This is a genomic window from Streptomyces cacaoi (assembly GCF_006539165.1).
GTDB lineage: Bacteria > Actinomycetota > Actinomycetes > Streptomycetales > Streptomycetaceae > Streptomyces > Streptomyces cacaoi.
The window spans coordinates 373,453-398,879 of record NZ_BJMM01000004.1; the positions used below are offsets into that span (position 1 = coordinate 373,453).

General features: G+C 72.3%; 22 protein-coding genes and 1 pseudogene. 6 read left to right on the plus strand and 17 right to left on the minus strand.

The features are described 5' to 3' along the window. Positions 1 to 12 precede the first annotated feature (12 nt). The 4 genes from SCA03_RS07045 to SCA03_RS07060 all read left to right on the plus strand — a co-directional run bounded on the left by SCA03_RS07045 (position 13) and on the right by SCA03_RS07060 (position 6,070). Positions 13 to 2,040 (plus strand): ABC transporter permease, encoded by a 2,028-nt coding sequence (locus SCA03_RS07045; RefSeq protein WP_030874565.1) that lies wholly within the window; start codon positions 13 to 15, stop codon positions 2,038 to 2,040. Then, entirely contained in the window at positions 2,037 to 3,029 is a 993-nt protein-coding gene (locus SCA03_RS07050) for an ABC transporter substrate-binding protein (protein ID WP_230988513.1), read from the plus strand. The genes SCA03_RS07045 and SCA03_RS07050 overlap by 4 nt, the downstream gene beginning before the upstream one ends. 369 nt (positions 3,030 to 3,398) lie before the next feature. Next, positions 3,399 to 4,364, plus strand: a complete 966-nt coding sequence (locus tag SCA03_RS07055; protein ID WP_030874561.1) for a glycine betaine ABC transporter substrate-binding protein — start codon at positions 3,399 to 3,401, stop codon at positions 4,362 to 4,364. Between the two features lie 596 nt (positions 4,365 to 4,960). Continuing rightward, positions 4,961 to 6,070 (plus strand): CopD family protein, encoded by a 1,110-nt coding sequence (locus tag SCA03_RS07060; protein ID WP_078874860.1) that lies wholly within the window; start codon positions 4,961 to 4,963, stop codon positions 6,068 to 6,070. Positions 6,071 to 6,158: 88 nt separating this feature from the next. On the opposite strand, the pseudogene SCA03_RS07065 reads toward SCA03_RS07060, so the two are convergent. The 3 genes and pseudogenes from SCA03_RS07065 to SCA03_RS07080 all read right to left on the minus strand — a co-directional run. Continuing rightward, a pseudogene (locus tag SCA03_RS07065) lies at positions 6,159 to 6,707 on the minus strand (GNAT family N-acetyltransferase); the annotation flags it as partial. 336 nt (positions 6,708 to 7,043) lie between these two features. Continuing rightward, positions 7,044 to 7,439 carry a helix-turn-helix domain-containing protein gene (locus SCA03_RS07075; RefSeq protein ID WP_371863899.1) on the minus strand — a complete coding sequence of 132 codons (396 nt, stop codon included), beginning with the start codon at positions 7,437 to 7,439 and terminating at the stop codon, positions 7,044 to 7,046. A gap of 220 nt (positions 7,440 to 7,659) precedes the next feature. Beyond that, positions 7,660 to 7,917, minus strand: coding sequence for a hypothetical protein (locus SCA03_RS07080; RefSeq protein ID WP_086818215.1), 258 nt, complete (start codon positions 7,915 to 7,917; stop codon positions 7,660 to 7,662). A gap of 153 nt (positions 7,918 to 8,070) precedes the next feature. Between SCA03_RS07080 and SCA03_RS07085 the strand changes: the two genes are divergently transcribed. Next, on the plus strand, positions 8,071 to 9,249 hold the full coding sequence (locus SCA03_RS07085; protein ID WP_503827388.1) for an NsdA family TPR-like regulatory protein: 1,179 nt from the start codon (positions 8,071 to 8,073) through the stop codon (positions 9,247 to 9,249). A 181-nt stretch (positions 9,250 to 9,430) separates the two neighbouring features. Beyond that, the gene (locus SCA03_RS07090; RefSeq protein ID WP_086818216.1) at positions 9,431 to 9,787 is read left to right on the plus strand and encodes an ASCH domain-containing protein; all 357 of its coding nucleotides are present in this window, start codon (positions 9,431 to 9,433) and stop codon (positions 9,785 to 9,787) included. A gap of 44 nt (positions 9,788 to 9,831) precedes the next feature. Here the strand turns inward: SCA03_RS07090 and SCA03_RS07095 are convergent, their stop codons facing one another. From SCA03_RS07095 to SCA03_RS07165, 14 genes are all read right to left on the minus strand, one after another. Further along, complete coding sequence (locus SCA03_RS07095) at positions 9,832 to 11,352, minus strand: acyl-CoA synthetase (protein ID WP_086818217.1); 1,521 nt, start codon at positions 11,350 to 11,352, stop codon at positions 9,832 to 9,834. A 75-nt stretch (positions 11,353 to 11,427) separates the two neighbouring features. Then, entirely contained in the window at positions 11,428 to 12,618 is a 1,191-nt protein-coding gene (locus tag SCA03_RS07100) for an alpha/beta hydrolase family protein (RefSeq protein WP_141275258.1), read from the minus strand. Continuing rightward, a complete protein-coding gene (locus SCA03_RS07105; protein WP_078872703.1) occupies positions 12,594 to 13,040 on the minus strand; it encodes a flavin reductase family protein in 447 nt (148 codons plus the stop codon). Before SCA03_RS07105 ends, SCA03_RS07100 begins: the two co-directional genes overlap by 25 nt. 421 nt (positions 13,041 to 13,461) lie before the next feature. Continuing rightward, complete coding sequence (locus SCA03_RS07115) at positions 13,462 to 13,938, minus strand: SRPBCC family protein (protein WP_078874862.1); 477 nt, start codon at positions 13,936 to 13,938, stop codon at positions 13,462 to 13,464. Then, the gene (locus SCA03_RS07120; RefSeq protein ID WP_141275259.1) at positions 13,829 to 15,490 is read right to left on the minus strand and encodes an NAD(P)/FAD-dependent oxidoreductase; all 1,662 of its coding nucleotides are present in this window, start codon (positions 15,488 to 15,490) and stop codon (positions 13,829 to 13,831) included. Before SCA03_RS07120 ends, SCA03_RS07115 begins: the two co-directional genes overlap by 110 nt. A 14-nt stretch (positions 15,491 to 15,504) precedes the next feature. Beyond that, positions 15,505 to 15,987, minus strand: a complete 483-nt coding sequence (locus tag SCA03_RS07125) for a hypothetical protein (protein WP_051846237.1) — start codon at positions 15,985 to 15,987, stop codon at positions 15,505 to 15,507. 35 nt (positions 15,988 to 16,022) lie between these two features. Next, the gene (locus SCA03_RS07130; RefSeq protein ID WP_030874536.1) at positions 16,023 to 17,630 is read right to left on the minus strand and encodes an aldehyde dehydrogenase family protein; all 1,608 of its coding nucleotides are present in this window, start codon (positions 17,628 to 17,630) and stop codon (positions 16,023 to 16,025) included. After that, complete coding sequence (locus SCA03_RS07135) at positions 17,627 to 18,172, minus strand: type II toxin-antitoxin system RatA family toxin (RefSeq protein ID WP_051846238.1); 546 nt, start codon at positions 18,170 to 18,172, stop codon at positions 17,627 to 17,629. The genes SCA03_RS07130 and SCA03_RS07135 overlap by 4 nt, the downstream gene beginning before the upstream one ends. 126 nt (positions 18,173 to 18,298) lie before the next feature. Then, positions 18,299 to 19,591, minus strand: a complete 1,293-nt coding sequence (locus SCA03_RS07140; RefSeq protein WP_078872701.1) for an aspartate aminotransferase family protein — start codon at positions 19,589 to 19,591, stop codon at positions 18,299 to 18,301. A gap of 59 nt (positions 19,592 to 19,650) precedes the next feature. Further along, on the minus strand, positions 19,651 to 20,781 hold the full coding sequence (locus SCA03_RS07145) for an acyl-CoA dehydrogenase family protein (RefSeq protein ID WP_030874529.1): 1,131 nt from the start codon (positions 20,779 to 20,781) through the stop codon (positions 19,651 to 19,653). Further along, positions 20,778 to 21,479: a maleylpyruvate isomerase family mycothiol-dependent enzyme gene (locus SCA03_RS07150; protein WP_051846239.1), complete on the minus strand. Its 702-nt coding sequence runs from the start codon at positions 21,477 to 21,479 to the stop codon at positions 20,778 to 20,780. Before SCA03_RS07150 ends, SCA03_RS07145 begins: the two co-directional genes overlap by 4 nt. Positions 21,480 to 21,654: 175 nt before the next feature. After that, entirely contained in the window at positions 21,655 to 23,064 is a 1,410-nt protein-coding gene (locus tag SCA03_RS07155; RefSeq protein WP_141275260.1) for an NAD(P)/FAD-dependent oxidoreductase, read from the minus strand. Continuing rightward, a complete protein-coding gene (locus SCA03_RS07160; protein ID WP_230988514.1) occupies positions 23,061 to 24,101 on the minus strand; it encodes a bifunctional lysylphosphatidylglycerol flippase/synthetase MprF in 1,041 nt (346 codons plus the stop codon). The genes SCA03_RS07155 and SCA03_RS07160 overlap by 4 nt, the downstream gene beginning before the upstream one ends. Next, complete coding sequence (locus SCA03_RS07165; protein ID WP_063764648.1) at positions 24,098 to 24,637, minus strand: hypothetical protein; 540 nt, start codon at positions 24,635 to 24,637, stop codon at positions 24,098 to 24,100. Before SCA03_RS07165 ends, SCA03_RS07160 begins: the two co-directional genes overlap by 4 nt. Positions 24,638 to 25,427: the final 790 nt, after the last annotated feature.

Below are 25,427 nucleotides of genomic sequence, written 5' to 3' on the forward strand. Positions count from 1 at the left end.
CAAGGGGCTGATATGAGCACCACCACCCTGACCCAGGGCAAGGACGGCGCCCCGGCCGCCGGCGCCGGCGAACAGCTGCGCCGCGGCCTGGCCGGGCGGCCCGCGCTGATGGCGCTGATCGTCGTCCTCGTCGCGCTCGTCGCCGGTGCCGTCGCCTTCGACGGCACCTGGCCCAAGGCCCTCACCTTCGACGTGAAGGGCCCGCTGGACGACGCCAGTAACTGGCTGACGGACAACCGCGCCACCAGCCCGCTGTTCCTGTACTTCCTGCTGCACATCTCCAACTGGTCCGAGGGCGGCGTCGACTACGTCTTCACCTTCCTCAGCAACCTGGGCTGGCTGGGCGTGACCGTGCTGGCCACCGCCGCCTCCTGGTGGGTCGCGGGCGCCGGACTGAAGGCGCGTGCACTGCGCATCGCCCTGCTGACGGCCTGCATCTTCGCCGTCTTCGGCGTGCTCGGGCTGTGGGAGTACGCGATGTCCACGCTCGCGCTGATGATCGTGGCCGTCGCCGCCTCCGCCGTCATCGGTGTGCTGCTCGGCCTGATCGCCGGGCTCAGCGACCGCGGCGACCGCATCCTGCGCCCCGTGTTCGACACCATGCAGGTCATGCCGGCCTTCGCGTATCTGCTGCCGCTGGTGCTGCTGTTCGGCATCGGCTCGCCCGCCGCGCTGGTGTCCACCGTCATCTACGCCGCGCCGCCGATGGCCCGCCTCACCTCGCTGGGCCTGCGCGGCGCCGACCCGGCCGCGCTGGAGGCGTCCCGCTCACTGGGTGCCGGCTCCTGGCAGCGGCTGTGGACGGCCCGGCTGCCGCTGGCCCGCAAGGAGATGCTGCTCGGCCTCAACCAGACGATCATGATGGCGCTGTCCATGGTCGTCATGGCATCCGTCATCGGCGCCGGCGGCCTGGGCGACAAGGTCTACCAGGCGCTCGCCAAGGACAACGTCGGCATGTCGCTGATCGCCGGTGTCTGCATCGTGCTGATCGCCATCTGGCTCGACCGCGTCACCGCCGCGGCCGGCGACCGGCTGGAGTCCTCGCCCGGCTCCGCGCCCGCGGGGGACACCGGCGCGCTGACGCTGGAGCGCCTCGGCGCCCGGCTGATCGCCGCCGCGCTGGTCGTCTTCGCCGTCGTGGCCAGCCTGCTCGGGCCGGTCGGCGAGCGCTCCTGGCCGACCGACTGGACCGCCTCGGTGTCCGCGCCGATCACCAACGCCATCAACTCCTTCACCAAGGCCATCTCCGACGGTGTGCCCGTGCTCGGCGGCACCGACGTGTGGGCCGCGCACTTCACCTCCTGGGTGCTCAACCCGATGCGGGACGCCATGCAGGCCGCGCCCTGGTGGGGTGTGCTGCTGCTGGTCGCCGTGCTGGCCTGGCTGGCCGGCTCCTGGCGGGCCGGGATGACCGGTGTGCTGTCGCTCGCCGTCATCGGCGTGCTCGGCCTGTGGGACAAGTCCATGGACACCCTGTCCCAGGTGATCGTCTCCATGGTGTGCACGCTCGTCGCGGGGCTGGTCATCGGCATCCTCGCCGCACGCTCGCGCTGGGTGATGCGGCTGATCCGGCCCGTCCTGGACGTCATGCAGACGATGCCGCAGTTCGTCTACCTGGTGCCGGTCGTGGCGCTGGTCGGCGTGGGCCGCCCCGCGGCCATCCTCGCGGCCGTCATCTACGCGCTGCCCGCCGTCATCCGCATCACGGCGCAGGGCCTGCGCACCGTCGACCCGGCCGCGCTGGAGGCGTCCCGCTCGCTGGGCGGCACCGGCTGGCAGCAACTGCGCCAGGTCCAACTGCCGCTGGCCCGCCCCTCGCTGATGCTCGCCTGCAACCAGGGTGTCGTCCTGGTGCTGGCCATCGTCGTCATCGGCGGTCTGGTGGGCGGCGGCGCGCTCGGCTACGACGTCGTCTACGGGCTCCAGAAGAGCGACCTGGGCGTCGGCCTCTCGGCCGGTGTCGCCATCGTCTGCCTGGGCCTGCTGCTCGACCGGCTGACCCAGTCCGCGGGCGCCGGCAAGCGCGGAGGTACGAAGTGAACCCCAGCATCCTCACCCGGCTGCGGGGCGCCCGGCGCTCCCGGCTGCTGAAGTCCACCCTGGCCGCGACCGGGGCGCTGGCCCTCACCCTCGGCCTGACCTCCTGCGGCAAGGCCGACCCGTACTACAGCGGGAGCCCGAACACCGTCACCCTGCCGGTGGCGGCCTGGGCCGGGTCCGAGGCGAACGTCGCGGTGGCCAAGCAGATCCTCGAAAAGCAGATGGGCTACCGGGTCAAGACGCTCCAGATGGACGAGCCCGTCATGTTCGACGCGCTCAACACCGGGCGTGCCGACGCCATGCTGGAGGACTGGCGCGGTGTGCCGAAGAAGGAGAAGAAGTACGTCGAGGAGCTGAAGACCGTCGTCAACGCCGGGGAACTCGGCGTGACCGGTCACATCGGCTGGTACGTGCCGACGTACTTCGCCAAGAAGCACCCCGAGGTGAAGGACTGGAGGAATCTTCCCAAGCTGAAGAAGTACTTCCAGACCCCGGAGAGCGGCGACAAGGGCCAACTCCTGGAGGGCTCGCCGTCGTTCAGCACCTACGACGACGCCATCATCAAGAATCTGGATCTGCCGTACAAGACGGTCTACGCCGGCAGTGAGGCCGCGCAGACCAAGGAGATCCAGAAGCGCGCCGCGAAGAAGGAGCCGTTCCTCACCTACTGGTGGATTCCGCAGTGGCTCAATTCGAAGGTGCCGATGACGGAGGTCAAGCTGCCCAAGCGCACCAAGGGGTGCGACGCGGTGGCCTCCAAGGTGGACTGCGCCTATCCGTACACGCCGCTGACGAAGTTCATGAACCGGGACTTCGCGGAGAACGGCGGAAAGGCCGCGGAATTCCTCAAGAAGATGAACTGGACGACCGAGCAGCAGACCGAGGTCGTCAAGTGGATGACCATCGACAAGATGGACACCGACGAGGCCGCGGCCAAGTGGGTCAAGGAGAACCGCGACACCTGGGAGAAGTGGCTGCCCGACAAGTGAGCCGTCACAGGCGGACCCACTGATCCGGCACAGGTGATCCGGCACAAGTGATCCGGCACAGTGAGTCGGCACAAGTGATCCGGCACAAGTGAGCCGGCCCGCAGCGGAATTCCGCGCCGGCCGCGCCGCACACACCCGCCCCCGCTCTCCGCATCCCCCTCGCGGAGGGCGGGGGCGCTGTATCTCCGGGCGGCCCGCCGCGGTGTGCATGCGGTCGCACACCGCGGTTACCCCCGGTTTCAACTCCCCCAGGAAAGCGGCGTATTACGGCCCCCGTTAGAATCGAGCCGGTCACGTTCCGAATTCCTACACCCAGGATCAGCGCGTCCCATGTCTGCGGCACCCCGCACCAGAATCCGTCCCCTGCGCATGTCCCGCCTCCTGCGCCGCTCCCGCGCGAAGACCGCCGCCCTGGCCTTCGCCCTGCTCGCACCGCTCACCCTCGGCGCGTGCGCCGGCGACCCGGGCTCCGACGAGGCCGGCACCGTCCGGCTCACCGTGCCCACCTGGACCGGCGGTGAGGCCAATGTCGCCGTCGCCGCCTACCTCCTCGAACACGAGCTGGGCTACCACGTCACCACGAAGAAGATGGAGACGGACGACGCCTGGCGGTCCGTCGGCGCCGGCAAGGCCGACGCCATCCTGGAGGACTGGGGCCACCCGCAGCTGGCCCGCCGCTACGTCTACAAGAAGAAGACGATGGTGCCCGCCGGCGACGTCGGCATCACCGGAAAGATCGGCTGGTACGTCCCCGCGTACCTCGTCGACAAGCATCCGGACATCACCGACTGGCGGAAACTCAACCGGTACGCACCGCTGCTGCGCGGCGGCAGGAGCGGCGACCGCGGCCAGCTCATCGAGGGCTCGCGCGGCTTCGTCACCCACGACGAGGCGCTCCTCAAGAACCTCCACCTCGACTACGACGCCGTCTACACCGGCTCCGAGTCCGCACAGATCGAGACCATCCAGGAGAAGGTCCGCAAGCACGAACCGTTCCTCACCTACTGGTGGCGCCCGCACTGGCTGGCCGCCGACGCCGGGCTGAAGGAGGTCCGACTCCCCGAGCACTACGCCGGCTGCGACGAGGACACCGAAGCGGTCAAGTGCGGCTACCCGTCCTCGTCGCTGAAGAAGTACCTGTCCAAGGACTTCAGCAGGAAGGGCGGCAAGGCCGCCGAGTTCCTCAAGAACTTCCAGTGGAGCGAACAGGACCAGAACGAGGTCGCGCGCATGATCGCCGAGGACGGGATGACGCCCGAGGCCGCGGCCGGCAAGTGGGTCAAGAGCAACCCCGAGACCTGGAAGGTCTGGCTGTGGGGGCTGAAGGGGGAGTAGCCCGACGGCGCCCGGCGGCGCCCGGCGGGGCCCAGCGGGGCCCGGCCGGAAGCGGGGGCTTCGCAGCGGCGGCGTCCGGGCGGCGGCGTCACGGCGTCGGCGTCACGGCGTCGGTTGCGAGGCGTCGCCTCCGGTGTGGTGGGTCCGCGGTGGTGGCTTCGGGGTGGTGGCTCCGAAGCGATGGCTCCGAGCGGTGGCATCGAAGCAGCGTCGTCCAGGCGGCGGCTCCGAGGTTGCGGCTTCGACGTGGTGGCTTCGAGGTGTCGGCTCCGAGGCGTTGGCTTCGGGACAGCGATTTCGACGTGATGGCTGCGAGGTGTCGGCTCCGACGTTGGTGGCCTCGAAGTGGCGGCTTCAAGGTGTCGGCTTCGAGGCAGCGGCTCCGACGCGGGGCCCCAGCAGGGTGGCGTTGGCGTGACGGTCTCGACGTGACGGCCCGGAGGCGACGGTCTCGACATGACGGCCTCGGCGTGACGGCCTCGGCATGGCGGTCTCGACGCGACGGCCTGGACGTGGCGGCTCCCCACCCCGGCTTCGTGGCCGGGCCGTGACCGGGGCACTGTGGGCCCGTGGCCCCCTCCGGGCAGAATTGCGCTGTGACCCAGCCCGATTCGTCTCCCCACGTCCCGCCTGCCCGTAAAGCGCCCGCCCTCGCCAAGGGCCGGGGGCGGCACCGGGCACCGCGCGGGACCCGGCAGGGAGGCGGCCGAAGACGAGCCGCGCTGCCCGCCGTGCTGGTCACGGCCTGCGCCGCCGTCCTGGCCGTCCTCGCCCTGTACGGCACGGACCTCGCCACCGACAGCACGCACGATCTGCACATACCCGGCGGCGGAAGCACGACCCTGCTGCGCTCCGTCCTCTTCGTCGCGCTGTGCATCCAGCTCGGCGAGATCGCCGGACGCCGCCTCGCCCGGGACGTCGCCGCGTCCCTGCCCGGCGGGCCCGCCACCCCCGGCGTCGCCGACCCCTCCGGCAACGGACCGCGCCAGCCCCGCGAATGGGCCGCCGGCGCCGCCTTCGCCGGAATGATCGCCGCGCTCGGCCTCGCCTCCATGGCCGCCGCCGGCGACGGCACCCTGACCGCCGGGCTCCCCGAACTCAGCGAGATCTACGCCACCCGCGACGGTCTGCTGGCCTTCCTGGAGGCCAACGGCTTCCTCCTCGCGGCCCTGTGCGTGTTCCTCGGCCGTCCCGTGTGGGCCGCCGTCCCCCTGGCCGGAGTCGTCCTCGGCGAGGCACTGCGCGCCCACCCCGAGGCGGACACCCCCGCCATCGGCGTCTGCCTTACCCTCGTCCACCTCACCTCGACCGTGCTGTGGACCGGCGGACTCATCCACGCCCTGCGCACCATGCGCGCCTGGCACGGTCAGCCGGGCGCCGCCCGCGCCCTGCTGGCCGCCTACGCGAAGCGCGCCTTCTGGCTGTTCCTCGCCATCTGCGTCACCGGCACCTTCAGCACCCTGCGCCGCCTCCCGCTGGACGCCGCCCTCTCCTCCGCCTACGGGCGCACCCTGCTCGTCAAACTCGCCGTCGTCGCCCTCGTCGCCGTCTGCGCCCTCGTGGCCCGCCGCGTCCTGATGCGCGACCGCACCCGCCTCACCTACACCGAGGTCCTCCGCCCCACCGCCTGGGAACTGGCCTTCCTCAGCGCGGTCCTGGTCCTCTCGGCCCTGCTGACCGTGGCACCGGTACCGCCTCGGACGTGATGCCACCGGGGCGGACGGGCACCGGTTGCGCTACTCCTCGGCGCTGCGCGCTGCGTTGCACGACCGACGACTTCGCCGCCCAGTGCGCCAAGTCGAGCAGCAGGACGTCATGGAGGTCCGCACCCGCCCAGGGCCGGGCCTCTCCGATCTTCCGGTACCCCCACGACCGGTACGCGGCCAGGGCTGCCTTGCCCTCCGGGTGGACGTTCAGCAACACGCGCTCGGCCTCCAGACCGCCGAGCAGCGTCCCGTGCAGCCGACGCGCGACGCCGCGCCCTCGCCATCCGGCACGCACGGCAAGCTCCATGAGGCCGAAGGTCCGGCGCCCGTCCTCGCGCCGCATCTCCTCGGGCACGGGCTTGGTGAGCCGGTCCCACCAGCCCGTGCGGGGACCGAGAGGGTAGCCGTACGCCATGCCGACGGCCTCGCCGCCCGCCGCGCGGGCCAGCGCGGCGTGGAAGCCCTCTTTGCGGGTCTGCGAGCGGAAGCGCCGGAAGGCGGCTGCGGCGTCCTCCTCGGTCTCGGAGTACGGCGGCTCGGCGAACACCTCGGCATAGACCTGCCGGAACGCCCCCTCGGCCCGCGCCGCGCCCACCCCGTCCAGGAACTCGACCTCGAAGCCCGACCGCTGCGTCATGTCCTGCCTTTCTGGACGGTCCCGGACGCCCTCCAGTGTCGGTCCTGGTCCTCTCGGCCCTGCTGACCGTGGCACCGGTACCGCCTCGGACGTGATGCCACCGGGGCGCCTCGTCACCCGCCGGGCGGGAGCATGTGCCGATCTGCCCCGTCTCGTAGGGGCGCTCGCGGAATCGGACGCGGCCGAGGCGGAGCCCACGCGGGCGCCGTTGGGCGGGCCGGGGTCATCGGCAGGGGATGTGCGGGCGGGCCGGGACGGAGCGCAGGACGTGCAGGAAGCCGCCCGCCCGCTCGACGGTGCGTGCGACGTCGTCGTACTCCTGCGGAACGGTCGAGATCATCGAGCGCAGGGGCGTGAGCACCGCGCTCGCTTCCTCCTGCTCGACCAACTCGACGGCGCGCGCTCGCTGAGCGTGCTCGGATCCCCCGTGCCTCGCCGGGCGTCGAGCGCGCTGTCGTGCACCGCGTCGGAAAGCCGCCGAACAGCGGCCCTGGTGTCCCTGCTCATGCCTCGGCGCGGTGCCTGCTGGCCCAGGATCACGCCCACGTCCGTACACAGCGCGGCGGCGAGCTTGAGCAGGGAGCCGACGGACAGCTCGCCGCGGTCCTGCTCGGCCTTCTGGACCAACGCGTAACTGACGCCCGCCGCTTCGGCCAGGCCCTGCTGCGTCAGATCGGAGCCCCGCAGGGCCTTGATGCGCCTACCGGTGGTCAGATCGGCCCAGTTACTCACGGGTGTACCTCAACGGGGTCTCGGGCGTGGGGCGTTGCCTCCGATGGTAGGGCCGCGGGGGCGAGACGTCCGCTGGCGGACGGACCGAGAGGTGTGGGGGCCTGACACTCTGACCGGACGCGGGCCGCGAGCCAGGAGGACGCCACCGTGGTCCGCGCGATGAGCGTCCGGATGTGCCGCACGACCGAGTCCGGGGCGCCGTCGCACGGCGCGGGGCGGTTCACCCGTGTTCCCTCTCGTGCTCCCGCCACAGCCCCAGCGCGAAGCCCATCAACATGCCCCGCTTCGGCGCACCTTCGGGCATCCGTCGATAGCCGACATAGAGCTTCGACAGGTACTCGCACTGGGAACAGCCCCGTGTCATCTCGGGAAGGACGAGCCCTTCCGGCAGGGCAAACGGGACGACGTGGAGCCGTCGGGTCCGGGGCACGGTCCCTTCCATGTCGTCCTGGAAGGGCGATCGCGTACGCGGCTTCATGGCTGCCTGGCTCCTTCAGCTGACAGGTGGTCCACGCCCCGGCCGTCACGCCGTGCGGGGGGTTCTTGGCGTGCTGAACGACAGTCTTGCTCCGCCGGGCGAGCGCGGCTGGTGACCGGGCGGTGACTCCGTGGTGACGGTTACTCTTGGCGCATGGGGCACGCCGAGGAGTTCGTGGAGCGCGTCCGGGAGGCGTTGCAGGACCGACGTATGTCCATCCGTTCTGCCTCACGCGCACTCAGTTACGACCACGCGTATCTCTCCCGCGTCCTGGCCGGGAAACAGGAGCCTTCCCCCGAGCTGACAGACCGACTGCGCCGGTTGCTGCGGCTCGGAGAGGACGACCTTCCGGCTGGAAGAGCGCCGGCGCCCCCGGCGTCCGTAGCGGATTTCCTTCCGGCCGGCGACCCCTTGGCGCCCCTGGACGTTCGAACCGGTCGCCGCATCGGGACGAATGCCGTGTCCGCCCTGTCCCAGCGGGTCCACGCTCTCCGCTTGGCGGACGACGTGGTCTACGGGCACGACTTGATCGGCCCGGCCCTCCGAGAACTCCGGGGAGCCGTCCGCCTGTACCGGGAGAGCACACACACGGAGGACGTGGGCCGTGAACTCCTGCGCGTCATCGGAGAACTGGGCCAGATCGCCGGCTGGGTGGCGAGTGACGCCGGACGGTACGACGAAGCGGAGCGCATCTACCGCCTGGGGCTGTCCGCCGCACACACAGCCGGGGACGCAACGCTGGCCAGTCAGCTTCTGGGCTCTCTGGCCTACCAACTCAGCAACACGGGCCAGGAGTCGGCTGCCAGGGAGATGGCCTTGGCCGCCCTGGACGGTGCCCCGGGCGCTCCACCTCGGGCCCGCGCCCTCAACTTCGACCGCGTGGCGTGGGCCTACGCCATGACGGGTCAGGCGCAATCCGCCATGCGCGCGGTGGGGGATGCCGGGGAGGCCCTGGCGGGGCACGGCGGAGAGAGCGAGCCGAGCTGGTTGTACTGGGTCGACGCCGGGGAGCTGGAGGTCATGGAGGCCCGGGTCCACACGGAACTCCATCGCCCGCTCAGGGCCGTGCCGCTCCTCCGCCGGGTTCTCGACCAGTACGACACCACACACACCCGCGAACTGGCGCTGTACTCCTCCTGGCTGGCCATGGCGCTGGCCGACGCCAACGAACCGGAGGAGGCAGCCGCGACGACTCAGCGCGTCATCACTCTCTCGTCCGCCGGGTCGTCGGAGCGCGCCGCTCTGCGGTCCTCTGCTCTCCTCCACCGGCTGGAGAAGTTCCGCGACGTGCCGGAGGTCGCGGCGCTCCTGGCAGAGCACCGGGTGGCGTGATCACTCCGGGGGCGGTGAAGAGCCTGCCTTGACGAGGGGAGACGGCTCGGGGACCCGGCGGGCTCCGCGGTGTCCACCGCAGGGGCGGGCCCGCTCAGGAAGTGCGACGGTCGTGAACCGGGTCTCACTGATCGCTGAGCCCCTGCTTGATCACACCCCCGGAAAGGACCGTCCCCGCCCCATGACCGGACCACCCCCCCGCGTGCACGAACTCCACCTCTACCGCCGGTACTTCGGCCTCGTCGCCGCGGGCAGGAAGACGATCGAGGGGCGGGTCAAGTACCCGCGTCTCGCCGGTCTCGTCGCAGGGGATGTGATCCGGTTCCGGACCAAGGGGACGGAGGAGACCGTCGATGTGCGCGTGGCCCGGGTCGGCGAGTATCCGTCGTTCGAGGCGCTGCTCGACGGCGAGGGGCCCGAGAACGTCAATCCGACGGCGTCCCGTGCGCAGCAGCTCGCGCAGATCCGGGAGATCCACGGTCCCGAGAAGGAAGCACTCGGTGTCCTCGCGATCGGTATCGAGCTGCCGGTGCCCTGACCTTCGCCTGAAGGCGCGTCCCCGAACCGCCGGTCGCCTCGTGCTCAACCCCCCGTCAGGGCCCCCTTCACCAGCTTGCCCGTGGCCGTGCGGGGCAGTGTGGGGACGAAGTCGACGGACTTGGGGGCCTTGTAGTGGGCCATGCGGGTGCGGACGGAGGTGATGATGTCGTCGGCGAGTGCGGGGGAGGGGGTGTGGCCGTCGCGGAGTTGGACGACGGCTTTCACCTGCTGGCCCATCTCCGGGTCGGGCACGCCGATCACGGCGACGTCGCGCACGGCGGGGTGCAGGGCGAGCACGTTCTCTATCTCCTGCGGATAGATGTTCACCCCACCCGAGATGATCGTGAACGCCTCGCGGTCGGTGAGGAACAGATAGCCCTCGTCGTCGACGTAGCCGAGGTCGTCGACGGCGGTCCAGGACGGGTGCCGGGGGTGCCGGGAGGCGGCGGTCTTCTCCGGGTCGTTGTGGTAGCTGAACGGCGCCTCGTCGCGGGCGAAGTAGACCGTGCCGACCTCGCCGGGCGGCAGCTCGGTGCCGTCCTCGGCGCAGATCTTCACCTCGCCGAGCAGGGCCCTGCCGACCGAGCCGGGCCGCTGGGCCCACTCCGGGGAGGTGATGAGCGTGAGGCCGTTGCCCTCGGTGGAGCTGTAGTACTCCACGAGGACCGGGCCCCACCAGTCGATCATCGCCTGTTTGACGTCGGGCGGGCAGGGCGCCGCCGCGTGCACCGCGTGCCGCAGGGTGCTCACATCGGCCTTCTCCCGTACGTCGGCGGGCAGTTGGAGCATGCGGACGAAGTGGGTCGGTACCATCTGGAGGACCGTGACGCCGTGCTCCCGGATGGCGTCGAGCGCGCCCCGCGCGTCGAACTTCTCCATGAGGACGACGGTGCCGCCGTGGCTGTGGGCGACACCGCACCAGCGCAGCGGCGCCGCGTGGTAGACGGGCGCGGGGGAGAGGTAGACGTCGTCGGCGGTGAGCCCGAGGAGCTGGCCGGCGACGGCCGTCAGGGGGTCCCCGGGCTGGTCCACGTCGAAGCCGGGCAGCGGGGGTTTGACGCCCTTGGGCCGGCCCGTCGTCCCGGACGAGTAGAGCATGTCGGCGCCGCGCGGCTGCTGTTCGAGCCGCTCGGGCGCGCTGCGCAGCAGCTCGCGGTAGGAGGCGTGGCCGGGGATGTCGCCGCCGAACGCGAACCGGTGGCGGACGCCGGGCGTGGCGGGCACCAGTTCGGCCGCGAGCGGGGCCACTCCGGCGGAGGCGACGAGGACGGCCGCGCCGCTGTCCTCGACGATGTACGCCGCCTCCTGCGGCGTCAGATGGTGGTTGACGGCGGTGATGTACAGGCCGGATCGGAGCGCGGCCCAGTACACCTCGAACGCCTCGGGGACGTTGTCGGACAGGAGCGCGATCACATCCCCGGGGCGCAGGCCCGCCCGGTGCAGGGCCGCGGCCAGCCGCGCGGAGCGGTCGTCGAGTTCGGCGTAGGTGAGGGTGCGGCCCGACCCGGCCATGACGACGGCGGGCTTGTCGGGCGTGGTGGCGGCGTACGTACCCGGATACACGAGGTGGTTCCCTTCGGCGCGGCGGAGCGGGACACGGGGCGTTCGGCGGTGGGCTTCTGTGGGCTTCAGCGGGCTTCAGTGGGCCGGTGCGGTGCCGGCCGGGTCCGGGGTGCCGGCGGCGACGGGCGCGGTGGCGGGGGCGGGTGCGGTGACGGGAGCAGAGCCGGGGCCGGGGCGCTGCCGGGCGAGCCACCACCGGTCCAGGGCCTTCTCGGCACGGCGCTGTGCGGAGACCTGTGCGCTGGTGGGGGTGCGCAGCGGCGGCCGGGGCCGTCCACCGGGCGGCGGGCCCGTCAGGGCACGGTGGGCGCGCAGCAGCACCGCGAGGGCGCGGCGGGTCTGGGCCGGGTTGAGTTCGTGGCCGGCGTCCGGGAGGAAGAAGGTGCGGGCGTGCGGCACGGAGTCGTAGACCGCGCGCACATCGGTGCGCCGGATCCAGGGGTCGCCTCCGGCGTGGAAGTCGACGAACCGGGTGCGGGACGCGGTGCGCAGATCGCGGACGGTGCCGGCGGTGCCGGCCCAGTCGTCGCGGACGAGCCCTTCGACGCCGCGCAGCCGGATGTCGTGCCCGAACAGGGTGCCCACGCCGTCCAGTCCGGACGCGTCGCCCCGGTGCAGCTGCCCGACCAGGTCCCGCCCGCTGAGCAGCGCGGTGAGCGTGGCCCGCACGTCGACGACGCCGCACAGGGTGCCGACGAGCGCGAACAGGTCCGGCTCCAGCGCGGCGGCGCGCAGTGCCGCCCGGCCGGTGATGCTGGCCGTCACGGCGGTCACCCGCTGGGTTCCGCACCGGTCCCGTGCCCACCGGGCGACGTCGCACAGGTCCTCGCAGGCCCGGGTGAGGGTGAAGTCGAGGATGTCGCCGTCGCTCACTCCCACGGAGTTGGTGAGGTCGAAGCGGACGACGGTGAAGCCGTTCGCGAGCAGATGCAGCCCGGGCAGCGCCGTCCACAGCCGTGGCCGGCCCAGCCCGGCCACCACCACGGCCACCGGCGGCGGCCCGGTGCCGGCCCGGCTGCCGGAGCGGCCGTCGGCGCCGCTGTCCGTGCCGCCGTCCGCACCGCCGTCCGCACCGCCGTCTGCACCGTCGTCCGCACCGCCGCCGTCCGCCCGGCGCGCGGGCCGGGAGAGCGTGCCGCGGACGGTGGCACCGTGCCGGTTGCGGACGGTGAAGGGCTCGGTCACCGAGTCGAACGGGCCGCGGAAGGCGCCCGGCCACTCCTGCCCGGCCGGCTCGGCGCTCAGGGGTTCGTGACCAGCTGCCATCCCAGGCTCCTGTGCAGATAGATCAGGGGCGCGCCGCCCTCGGACTCCATGCGCACGACCTCGGCGACGACGAGGCTGTGGTCGCCGTGCCGGAAGACCGCCACCGGCAGGCACAGCAGATAGGCGAGCGCCTCCGGCAGCCGCGGCACCGACCCGTCCCACGACCAGTCGAGCCCGCTGAACTTGTCGTCGGCGCGGCTGGCGAAGACCTCGGCGACCTGCCGCTGCCCGGTGGTGAGCAGATGCACGCCGAGCGCGTCGGCGCGGGTGACCGGCCCGTGGGAGCGGGCCGTCACCCCGACGTTGAAGCAGACGGTGGGCGGCAGTTCGCTGAACGACGTCAGCGAGGTCACCGTGAGACCGGCCGGCCGGCCCCCGCCGTCGGCGGTCACGACCGCCACGCCGGCCGCGTGCCCGCTCATCACCTGCCGGAAGTCCGCACTGCCGGCGTTCGGTGCGCCCGCGGCCTGTGGTGCGCCCGCGGCCTGCGGCGTGCCGGCTGCCCGCGGTGTGTCCGTCGTGCCTGACGTGCCTGACGCGCCGGACGCGCCCGACGCGCCTGTCGGGCCCGTCCCGCTCGTCGTGCCGTCGGCGCTCGGCGTGTGCGGGGGGCTCGAAGTGGCGCCGCTCTCCCGGGTGTTCGGGGCGTTCGGGGCATGCGGGGCGGTGCCGCTGGTCCTGGTCGTCCTGGTGGTCCGGGAGTTCCTGGTGGTGCTGGCGGTCCGGGCGGCCGGGGAGGCCGGGCCGGCCGCGGCGGGGGGCGACCCGGCCGTCGGGTTCTGCCCCTGTCCTGAGCGCATCATCGGCACCCTTCCTGCCTGTCCCTGCTGTCGCTGGTGTGTCTCAGGCCCGGGGCGCCGGGTCGCCGGCCGGGTGCCCGCCGCTCTCGGCGAGCTCCTTCAGATCGTCCAGGTAGCCGGCGAACTGCCGGGTGGCGAACCGGGCCATGGCCTGCCCGGACCAGCCGCCGAAGCTGATCCGGGCACGTACCTCGCAGCCGTCGTCGGCGGGCGCGCAGGTGAAGACGCCCGCCATGTCGATCGGGCCGCGCAGGGAACGGAAGCCCCAGACCATCGGGCCGGTGCCGTCCGTGCCGTCCGTGCTGTCGGTGTGCTCGGTGATCTCGTACTCGGTGGTGACCGAACGGCCCATCACCCGGCGGACCTCGCGGCCCCGGCTGCCCGCCGTGCCGTCCCCGGAGACGAGGCCGTCACTCGTCAGATCCTTCTGCCACAGGGGATGCCGGTCCGGCTGCGCGATGAGCGCGAACACCTCCTGTGCGGGCAGCGCGATACGGGTCTGCACCTCGGTCGTCGCCATCTCCTCCACCCTTCTGTGCCGTCGTCTTCCCGGCGGCGGGGACGGCCGCGCGGCTGCCGCCGCCGTCCCCGCCGGTGCGGGCCGGCCGCCGCTCGCCCGGCCGCGCCCGCTCCTCCCTCCCCGGCTCCGTGCCGCCGAGCCGGCCGTCCTGCCGCCGGTCACGGGGGCTTCCCTGCTGCCCGGCCCGTCGGCCGTCCCGCTGTCCGGGCCGGGCGCCGCCCTGCTCGTAGTGCGGGCGCACGGCGGCCCAGCGGCGCAGTGCCTCGGTGCGGACCAGCGCGCCGGCCTCGCGCAGCGTCGCCCCGGCGGGGGCCGCGCCGGAGCGCAGCCGGGCGGCGATCGCGGCGGCGAACCGGTACGGGGCGATGAACCGCCGCACCGGGTAGCGCCTGCCCAGCACCTCCTGGAGCCGCAGTTTCCGGCGCTCGGAGGCGGCGATGCGCTGGAAGAAGCTGCCGAACAGCGCCGGGGAGACGCCTGCCCTGCCCATGTCCTGGGAGAGCCAGTACATGGGCGCCGCGTCCCGGTCGCGGGCGTGCCACCAGGTGCGGGTCGCGGCGTCCAGCGCCCGGTCGGACCGCCAGGCGGGCATCACCCGCGCGGTGAGCCGCTCGGCGTGCCGCATGGCGTCGCAGATGCCCTGCCCGGTGACCACGTCCTTGACGTGGCCGGCGTCGCCGAGCAGCACCCAGCCGGGGCCCGCGCTCTCCCGGAAGAAGCAGGCGTAGCGCAGCACCATCCGGGCCGCGCCGTCCGGTTCGGCGTGTGCGAGCAGGTCGGACCACTCGTGGCCGTCCCGCCCCCACGGCCGGGCCGCCCGGCGGAAGGTGCGCTCGATCTCCCCGTCGGCCCGGTACCGGGACGCGTCCTCGACCGCCGGCTGGACGGCGAGCAGCACCCGGCCCCGGTCGCACGGCGCTGCCAGCAGCAGATCGTCGCCGCGCCGGCAGAAGAAGAACTCCGGGGGCGCGGGCAGCCCCTCGAAGTACCGCCACACCGCGCCGCGTTCGTTCCAGCTCTGGTGGTACTTGCGGGCGCCGGTCAGCTTGGCCACCGTCGAGCTGCGCCCGTCGGCGCCCACGACCAGCCGGCTGGAGACGGTGACCTCGCGGCCGTCCGGGCCGGTGTAGCGCAGCCCGTGCACCCGCTCGTCGCGGCCGTCCCGCAGCAGGCCGGTCACCTTGCAGCCGAGGCGGACCTCGGCACCGGCCCGCCGTGCCGTCTCCAGCAGCAGCCCGTCCAGCGTGGCGCGGCGTACCGAGAGCCACGGCTGCTCGGGGTGGCCGACGGACAGGTCGCAGTCGTCCATCCACAGCGTGGAGCGCGGCATGGGCGGCGGGCCGGTCGCCAGGACCCGCTCCAGGACGCCGAGCCGGTCCAGGCAGTCGAGGTCCTGCATGGTGTGTGTCGAGAGGATCTCTCCGGGGCTGTCCGCCCTCTCCAGCAGGAGGACGGAGAGCCCGGCGCGGGCGAGGTGGGCCGCGGCCGAGGAGCCCGCGACCCGCCCGCCCACCACCGCCACGTCGAAACGTTCCCTGGTCGCTTCGCGCACGTCGGGCGCCGCCCTCAGTTCCGCGTCGCCGCTGCCGGGGCCGCCGCGTCCCGCGCGAGCGCCGTCTCCTGTTCGTGGCGCCGGGAGACGAACGCGCCGACGAGCCCGATCACCACGGTGACGAACAGCGTGCCGGCCTGCGGAATGGTGTCGACGAAGCCCGACATCCGCCAGTGGTAGATGTGGTAGCACATGTGCGGGAAGGCGGCGACGGCCTGGGCGATGCAGATGCCCTGCACGTAGTCGGGCGTCATCCGGCGGGCCGCGTGGAACGTCGCGACGGTCATCCCGAGGTACAGCGCACCGGCGTCCATGGTGAGGTGCTCGCTGTAGGGGCCCATCGCCTTGAGCCAGCCCGCGCCGAGGAAGAACTCCTCGTAGAAGTAGCGCGGGAAGAACAGCGCGTGGACGCCGATGACCAGTCCTTCCAGGATGAGGAAGAGCAGGCACAGCCGGATGATCAGCGGACGGTTCGGCGCACGGGTCAGGTTGGGCATGTTCGTCGTCCCCTTCTCTCCTGTCTCGCCTGTGGTCATGCCGGGCGGGTGGCCGGGCGCTGCCGCAGCCCGTAGGCCGACTCCCTCGGGTCGTCGCCGTTCGCGACGCTGATGCCCTGGAGATGGGTGGTGCTGACGACCGGCAGGTTCGACTCGCCGAAGGGGCCGCCGGACAGTCCGGTGCCGCCGTGCGCCGGCAGCGGGGCCACGGTGCCGATGTGCGAGTCGTTGACCTTGAGCAGACCGCCGACGGACAGCTCGGAGCAGAACCGGTCGATGATGTGCGGGTCCCGCGCCCACAGGGAGTTGCGCAGCCCGTAGCGGTTGGCGCCGAGGAAGTCGAGCACGCTGCTGAACAGCTTCTCGTCGTCGCCCGGGTCCTCGGGGACGACGACGGGCAGCATCGGGAAGAACGTCTCCTCCCGGACGGCGCGCACCCCGTCGGCGTGCTCCAGGCCGTCCACGCGCAGGACGGTCGGTGCGATGAAGGAGCCCGCCTCGTCCGGGTCGCCGTCCAGGTCGCAGCGGTGCCCGCCGGTGAGGACCTGGGCGCCGGACTCCACGGCCTCGCGGAGGAACTCGAAGTAGTTGTCGGACTTCATGACGGGGCTGAGCCAGGCCGTCTCGTCCTCCGGCCGGCTCGGCCGGATCCGCTCGACCTCGGCGCGCAGCCGCTCCAGCAGCTCGTCGGCGACCGCCGGGTGGACGATGCCGAACTTCGGGACGAGGCAGACCTGTCCGGAGCCGATGAAGCTCTCCGTCAGGGCGCGGGCGGCGTGCGTGAGGTCGGCGTCCCGCCACACCACCAGCCCGTCGTTGCCCGCCAGTTCGAGGATGGGCTTGGTGCCGGCGGCCACGCACTCCTGGCCGATGGCGATACCGCGGGTGCTGTCGCCGAAGTAGAAGATGTCGTCGACCAGCGGGCTGTCGATCCAGTGCCGCAGCGTCAGCGCCGTCGGCGCCGTGACGATGTTCAACGTGCCGGGCGGCGCGCCCAGTTCGTCCAGCAGCGGTGCGACCAGTTCCCGGTAGAGGAAGTGGGTGCCGGTGGGGCAGCCCTGCGGGGCGCGCAGGACGAGGGTGTTGCCGGCGGCGAGCACGGGCACCCCGACCGCGCTGTTCGTCGTCGCCGCGTTCTGCGGCGGGGTCAGGCCGACGACACCGTCGGGCTTGCGGACCATCGCGAGCCGGCGCTGCGGGGTCTCGATCTCCTGGACGAGCTGGCGGCGGTAGAAGTCGACCGCCTCCGGGCCGGTGGAGTCCAGGATGCTCATCGCCTCGATGTCGGCGAACCGGCGCGGATGGCCCTCGGCGATCAGCAGCGCGGTGAACTCGTCGATACGGCGGTCCAGTTCCCGGTGGAAGCGGCCGATCAGTTCGAGGCGCCGCTCCAGGGGGACGGCCGCCCAGGCCGGTTTCGCGCTGTGCGCCGCCTCGGCCGCCGCCCGGAGCTGGTCGGGGCCGGCCATGGCGCAGCGGGAGAGGACCTTGTCGTCGGGCTGGAGCTCGCCGCCCTTGTCGAGCCGGCGCTTCATGGAGACCGCGGTGAGGACGTCGTCGAGCATCAAGCTGGTATGGACGGCGTGCACATGGCCGGTCCCCGCGGTGTCCTCGCCGCCGATGTAGAGGGAGTAGTCCTTCACGAGGCCACCGCCCCCTGCTCGGCTGCCGCCACGGTGTCCGCCGTGGCGTGGTCGAGGACCGCGTAGTCGGGCGCGACGGACTCGTCCGGCTGCTCGTCGGGCGGGAAGTGGACGGTGTCGCCGAGCAGTCCGAGGAGGATCAGCTCGAAGTTCTCCTTGAGCACCCGTGCGGCGATGGGCTCGACGATGGACTCGATACTGCTGACGCCGAAGTCGAAGGTGGACTCCATGTAGATGTCGCAGCCCTCCGCCGTGGGCACGACGCGGTAGGCCCCGGTGAGGATGTCGAAGTCGCCCTCGTCCTGTTCGAAGGTGAGGGTGAGGGCGTCCCGGTTGATGTGGTCCTTCTCGGACCAGTTGAGGATGCCCTTGCGGAAGATGACGGACCAGCGGCTGTCGAAGTCGTCGGCCGAGGTCCGCTCGATCTCGATGGTGCGGACGGGATCCACCAGTTCCGGGTACTTCTCGAAGTCGATGATCTTCTCGAACGCCTCGCTCGGGTCTCCGCCGGGGAACCGGGCGAGCAGCCTGGCATGACGCATGGTGGGGCCTCCGGTGACGCGAAGGGGCAGGGGAACGCGGCCGCAGCCGCGCGGGAATGCGGGGACGGGCGGGGGACCGGCCCGGACGCCGGCCGTGCGGCGGCGGGCGGGCCGCGGCCGGGCCGGTCAGCGGCGGGCGGGGAAGAGCCCGGCCAGGTGCTCGGCCGTGCCCTCGACGGCGCTGAACAGCCAGTCGAGGTCGGCCTCGCTGAGGCAGGCCGGCGGGGTCACCCGGATCACGCTGGACGCGTTGAGCGAGTGGTTGGTGACGACGCCGCGGTCCAGCAGCTCGAAGAGGAACTCGCCCGCGTACTCGCCCGACTGGAACTCCATGGCGAACAGCAGCCCGGTGCCGCGCACCTCCTTGACCAGGTGCGGGCAGACCCGGTCGAAGATCTCGCGCAGCCCCGCGAGGATGCGCGGGCCCAGCTCGGCGGCGCGCTCGGGGATCCGCTCCTCGACGATGGCGTGCGCGGCGGCCTCGGCGGCGGCCATGGCGATCGGCGCGCAGGAGAACGTCGAGGAGTGCAGCAGCGGGTCGCGGTTGATGAGCGCGTACGCCTCCGGGGTGGCCACGGCCGCCGCCACCGGCACCACGCCGCCGCTCAGCCCCTTGCCGATCAGCATGATGTCGGGCGCGACGTCGCCGCAGGCCCACAGCTGTCCGCAGCGGCCCATGCCGGTGAGGATCTCGTCGAAGATGAGCGTGGCGCCGAACTCGTCGCAGGCCTCCCTGACCTGGCGCAGATAGCCGTCGGGCGGCAGGATGACGCCGCCCTCGCCCTGCACCGGCTCCATGATCACGCAGCCTTCGCCGGGTGCGGCGGCCAGTTCGCGGCGGAGCGCGTCGATGTCGCCGAAGGGCACATGGCTGCGGTCGGGCAGCAGCGGCTCGAACGGTGTCTGGTAGATCTCCCGTGCGGTGACGCTCAGCGCGCCCATGGTCTTGCCGTGGAAGCCGTTGACGGTGGAGATGAGCCGGCGCTTGCCCAGGCCGCGCGCCATCTTGATGGCGGCCTCGGTCGCCTCGCTGCCGGAGGGCACGAAGTGCACGTACTCCAGCCCGGGGTGGGTGAGGTCGGCCACGGCCTTGGCGGCGCGGGCCGCCACCGGCTCCAGCAGCACACGGGTGGCGAGGGGGTGCGTGGTCACCTGGCGGACCACGGCCGAGGTGACGGCCGGGTGCCGGTGTCCGAGGATGAAGACGCCGTACCCGCCGCACTCCAGATAGCGGCGTCCGTCGTGGCCGAAGAGGTAGGCGCCCTCGCTGGCGACCTCGCTGTGCCCGCCGAGCATCTCGGCGACGGAGGCCCGGCCCTTGTTGAGGTGGGAGCGGGAGATGTTGACGATCTCGTGGAAGTCGAAGCCGGCTGCGTCGGCCTGCTCGTCGGCCGGAGCCGGGGCCGCGTCGATGGTCATCGGTTACGTCCTCTCACTTCTTTCGGGCATGCGGCTTCTGGGCGTGCGGGCCGGGGTGGTCAGGTGACGTTGATCCGGCCGCCGTTGATGTAGTCGGTGAAGGAGTCGATCGAGCCGGTGCGGTTCGGCGGGTGCAGGGCCAGGGCGTGCGAGGAGGCCAGCAGCAGGGCGACATCGGGCGAGGAGACGAACGCGACCCCGCCGAGCAGCTCGATGCAGCTGGACGCGGCCCGGGCGAGGGCGTCCTGGATGGCGAACCGGCCGATGAGCAGCCGGGCGAACGCCTCGTTGTCGTGCTCGGCGGCCTCGTGCTCGCGGGCGAGGCCCTCCAACTGGAGTGCGGCGCCCTCCACTTCGCACAGCAGCTGGACCTGGTCCGACTTCGGCGCCCGGCCCTTCTCGAAGACCCGCTCGGCCAGGGCGCTCACGGCACCCACATAGCTCGCGGTGATCAGCAGCTCGAACCACAGGAAGCTGTACAGGGTGAGCTTGTCCAGCTGGTGGCCGAAGCCGACGGAGGTCTCGATGACGAGGTCGCGGTGGACGAAGGCGTCCTCGATCACCACCTCCTCGCTCTCCGCGCCGGCCAGCGCCCACGAGTTCCAGAAGGGTTCGATACGGACGCCGGGGGTCTCGGTGGGGATGACCGCCACGGCCATCACGGGCTTGCCGTCGTCCCCGTCGACGGCGATGCCGGCGGTGATCAGATCCATCGAGCGGGACAGGCTGCACGGCTTCTTGCGCCCGCTGACCAGGTAGCCGTCCTCGACCGGTGTGGCCTGCATACCGGGGCTGAGGATGGGCTGTCCCGGCTTGCCCTCGGCGAAGGCGGAGGAGACCAGCCGGTGGTCGCGGGCCACGGCCTCCAGCAGCAGCCACTCGAAGCCGGTGCTGTCGTCGCCCAGCGAGACGATCGAGGCCATGCTGAAGTGGTGCATGGTCGTCGCCACGGCCAGGCTGGGGGAGCGGGCACCCAGCGCGCGCTGGACCCGCACCGCGTCCACGGCGTTGGCGCCGGAGCCGCCGAACTCGGTGGGCACGAGCAGCCCCGGCCCGGCCGAGTCCCGGAACAGCCCGATGCCCGGGCTCTCCTTGCTCTCCAGGACGTGCAGCGGCACCTCGGCCAACGCCTTGTCGAGATGCGGAATGTACTGCTCCAGTGTCTGGCGCTCCCGTTCGAGGAACTTCACCCCACACCTCCGGCTTCTCGTCGTGTGCTCGTCCGTTGTGCGCCCGAGGCCGCTTCCTCGGCCGCCAGCCGCTGCCGCAGCAGCCCGGCGCCCTCCCCGTGCAGATCCGCACCGGCGTCGGCACGTCCGCACACCGCCATGACCAGGGCCTCCGCCGGGCCGCGTACCTCGGCGCCGGTCCCGGCCCGGTACGGCACGTCGTCCGCGACCAGCCGCAGCCCGCGCAGCCGGGCCGCGCTGCCCACCCGGCCGCTCAGCTTCCCCAGCGACTGGAGAGCGGCGAGCAGCCGGGCCTCCGGGATCCGCCGCGGCAGCCCCAGGGGACGGCGGATGTCCTGGTGGTGGACCAGGTGGTCGGTGAACAGCTCCGCGCGGGGGATCAGCGCCGTCGGCCCCTTCGGCCGGCCGCTGGTGCCCTCCCGGAAGGCCGCGAGGATCCGGGCGGGGTCGTGCCGGGCGGCGAACCGGCGGGCCAGCACCTCCGACGCCTTCTCGACGGAGCCCCCGCAGCGCAGGACGACGCCGAGATAGGCGGGCAGCGAGGCGTTGTGGCCCGCCGCCATGTGGCTCACCACCTCGCGCACCCGCCAGCCCGTGCACAGCGTGGGGCTGTTCCAGGCGGAATCGGGCAGGTCCGCGAGAAAGCCGGCGAGGTCCCGGCTCTCCTCCTGCATCAGTCTCAGGTAGTCGAACTTCACGTACACCTCCTGGGGCACGGATGACGCGGTGTCGCGGGACGCCCGGGCGGACGCGCGCGGCCGTGCGGCCGGCCGCACGGGGGACTGCGCGGGGGGCCGGGCGGCGAACGGTGCGGGTGGCGGTGCGGGTGGTGGTGCGGATGGTGCGGCAGGCGGGGCGGGAAGCCGCGCGGGGTCACCGGCGGCCGCGCGCCGGGAGCCCGCGCAGCCGCTGCACCAGCGCGCCGCCGCGGTCGAGGGCGTCCATGGCCGTCACATAGCTCCTGACGAACGCGGGGCGCAGCGGCCCCAGTCGGGGGGTGCCGGTGCGCACCCGGTACCAGGGGCGGCTCTCGTGCTTGCGGCCGCCGGTGAGCAGCTCGGCGACGGCGGGACCGCAGCCGACGGACATCGCCAGCCCGTGCCCCGTCCACGCGCCCGCGAACAGCACCCGCGGCTGCCCCGGCACCGGCCCCAGCACGGGGATCCGGTCGAGCGTCGCGCCCGTCAGCCCCGACCAGCGGTGGGTGAACGGCACATGGCCGAGCGCCGGGAACCGCTGCCCGAACTCGCCCTCCAGCCGCCGCCACAGCTCCTCGGAGAAGGAGCGGGGGGCCTCGGCGCCGCACACCGGTCCGCCGCCGAACAGCAGCCGGCCGGCCGCGTCGAAGCGGTAGTAGGAGAAGAAGAACCGCTGGTCGATCACGGCCTCGTGGCCGCTCCAGCCCAGCGCCGCACGCTCCCCGGACGACAGCGGCCGGGTCGCCAGCACATGGGTGCGCACCGGCACGATCCGCCGCCCGTGCGGCAGCCCCGGCGGGGTGTAGCCGTCCGTGGCGATCACCACCCGGCGCGCGTCGACCTGCCCGTACGGGCCGACCTTCAGCCGGCTCCCGGTGCCCTCCGGCGCGATCCCGGTGACGGGGCTGCGCTCGACGATCCGGCCCCCGGCCCGCTCGACGGCCTCGGCCAGCCCGAGGGTGAGCCCCAGCGGGTCCACCTGGACGACCGGCTCGTAGGCCAGCGCGCCGAAGTACCCGTCGTGGCCCAGCCGTTCGGCCAGCACACCGCGGTCCAGATAGGGCACGTCGATGCCCAGCTCGGCGAAGGAGCGCTCCTCGCGCCGCAGCATCGCCGCCTGCGCCCCGGTGGCCGCGCACAGCACATGGGTGCTCGGCGTCATCGCACAGTCGATGCCCTCGTCCTCGACGAGGCCCCGCACCGTCTCCACGCACTCCTGGCTGTAGCGGAAGACCTCGCGGGCCGTCTCGTCGCCGTAGCGCCGGCGCAGCGGCCCGATCCGGCCGCCGACGCCGGGGCCGACGATCCCGGTGCTGCGCCCGCTGGCGCCGGCACCCACCCGGTCGGCCTCCACCACCAGCACCGACAACTCCGGCTTGCGGCGCAGCAGGTGCAGCGCCGTCGACAGCCCGGTCAGCCCGGCGCCGACGACCGCGACATCGACGGTGGTGCGGCCGGTGAGGTGCTCCCGCTCCGGCGCGGGCTCACGGTCCTGCTCCCAGACGGGCATCTCGTGCGGCGCGATCCGGTGCCGGACCGGCCGTGCGGCGCTGCTCGCCGTCTGCGGGGCCTGCGAGGTCGTCATATCAGGTTCGCCACCTTCATCAGCCGCCACACGTCGATGAGGCGCAACCGCCCCGGGAACGCCAGGTACTCGGGCGTCTCCAGCTGCGGGCGCCATTTGCGTTTGAACGACGCCTGACTGGCGGCGGGGTAGAGGGACTGGCCGCGCTCGGCGAGCAGCCGGATGGCGCGCGCCGCCGACGGATGGCTGCTGTCCAGCTCGTTCTGTGGATCCAGGCCGATGAACGGGGTCAGGCCCAGGTGCAGCCACGGGTCGCCCTGCTCCTGCATCCGCTCGGCGGCCAGCGCGAAGGCCATCTCGATGGCGCCGCGCGCCCCTTCGGGCCGGCGCCGGGTCAGGTCGTAGAGCCAGCCGGGTCGGTTGCCGAGCACCGGCGAGTAGGAGATGTAGGCGACCACGTCGTCCTCGCCGGTGCCGCCCTCGCGGCGCGCGATGAAGGTGCGCCGCAGATCCTGATAGGCGCCGGTGCGCTCGCCGACGAAGAACCGGATCTCCCGGGTCAGCCGCCCCTTCTGCCGCAGCCACGAGGCGTCGATGGCGTCCAACTGCCGCTTCAGCCCGGCGACTTCCTCGTCCGCGACATCGCGGCCGAGTTCCTGCACGGTGATACCGTCCCGCCGGGCACGCGAAACCATGTTGCGGGTTTTCACGAAAGCCCGGCCGCGCAGCGTGAATTCGGGCAGCGCAATACTGAAGGACGTGCCGAACTGGTTGGTGTGGAAACCGTGCGCGGCCTGCAATTCGGCGTCCTCGCGCAGCAGCTGGACGGCGATGACACGCACCCGCTGCTCCTTTGCCCGCCGCACGAATGCAGCCAGCAATTCGTGCCGGGACTCCGGCGGCGCCACCGGGCCACCGAACTGCACCCAGATGCGCCGCGCCGGCCGATAGGCGATGAACCCCTCGATTCCCGGCTCGGTGAAGTAGTGGTTGCCTTCGTTCAACGAGAGAAAGCCCGAGGGATTGGTGCCGTACCGGTGCATGGCGCGCAGCCGGACATCGTCGAGGACACGGGGAGGCTCGGGTGCTGCGGTCATATGCGGCCGGCCTCCGTACGTGCGGGCTCGCCCGCGGCCCGGGGGTGCGCACCGGTCGCCGCGTGGCCGGACTCGACCGCCCAGCGCGGCGGGCGCGGCCGGTCGAGAAGGGGCTTGGCCGCGTAGTAGGCGGGGTGCTCCTGCGGTTCGAAGCGGACGCCGAACGGCTTCAGGAAGTTGCCGACGACCGACCGGTCCGTGAACAGGTGCAGCGGCAGCGCCAGCAGCGCCCACTCGGGGCCCTCGATCAGGCACCACAGCCCGGCCACGGCGGCGGCCGTGAGCAGGGTGTGCATCACGTTGTAGAGGACGTAGTAGCCGCGGTGGATGTAGCCCGTCCTGCTGCGCCTGGCCGCGATGGCGCCGGGGATGTACCCGATGACGTCGATGTAGGCGAACAGGAGCACGAAGGGGATCCAGCGGATCTCGTGCCAGTGCAGGACGACGAGCACGGCCACGGTGACGAGCGCGGCGAAGTACTCCAGCCTGATGATGCGGTAGGTCGTCGGTGTCTCGAACAGGTTCCGGCTGTCCATGGATGAACGTCCACCTCCCGACAGTCTGTCACATACTCTAAGTATCTGACATAACGAGGGGAGCCTAACACCCTCCCGAGGCGCTTGCCTAGGGCGGCGAGGGGCACTTGCCAGAGGCGGCTGCCGGTGCGCCACGGCGGGCGCGGTGAACGGCCGTGAGGGCGCGGGGGGTTGGCCTTCCGGAATGTCGTCCGGTGTCCGGCATGGCGGGGCGGTTTCCCCCGCGGGCGCCTGTGGAGGGGGGCCGTTGGAACGGAAAAGAAACGGGCGCGTCAATTCGGCGTACGGGCCCGCGTGTTCGCGCCCGTGTGAAGGTGTCGGGGAGGGCTCCGAGGGGCCGCCGGAGCCGGGACCAGCCAAGGTTTACCTGTGTCCGGTGTGCGGCAAGACTAGGCGAGTGATTTCCTATGCGGCCCGGCGGATGGGTGTGAACGGAAGCCGAAGAGGATCATGCTCCGGCGGGGTTCGGGCACGGTCTTGCGCCCGCACCCGGAGCGGTGTACCGCGAAGACGGCACGCGCCTTTCAGCACGTGAACATCCGATGCCTGTCGCTTGTGTAAGAACCGTGAAAGTTTCGCCCGGCAATCGGGCCACCGAGGGCGTTGCAGAGCGACTCGCGCTTCGCCTAGGCTTCCCAACCGTCAAGTTTTGACCGGGTTCCCGACGGGGAGGCCCGGACGTGCAATACCGGGGACTTCGTGACGGCAGGAAGAAGCCTGGCCGAGCCCAACCGCCCCTGTATTGCTCCCTGTCACGCGATTGGGACGCCAACGCGCTGACCTCTACGGC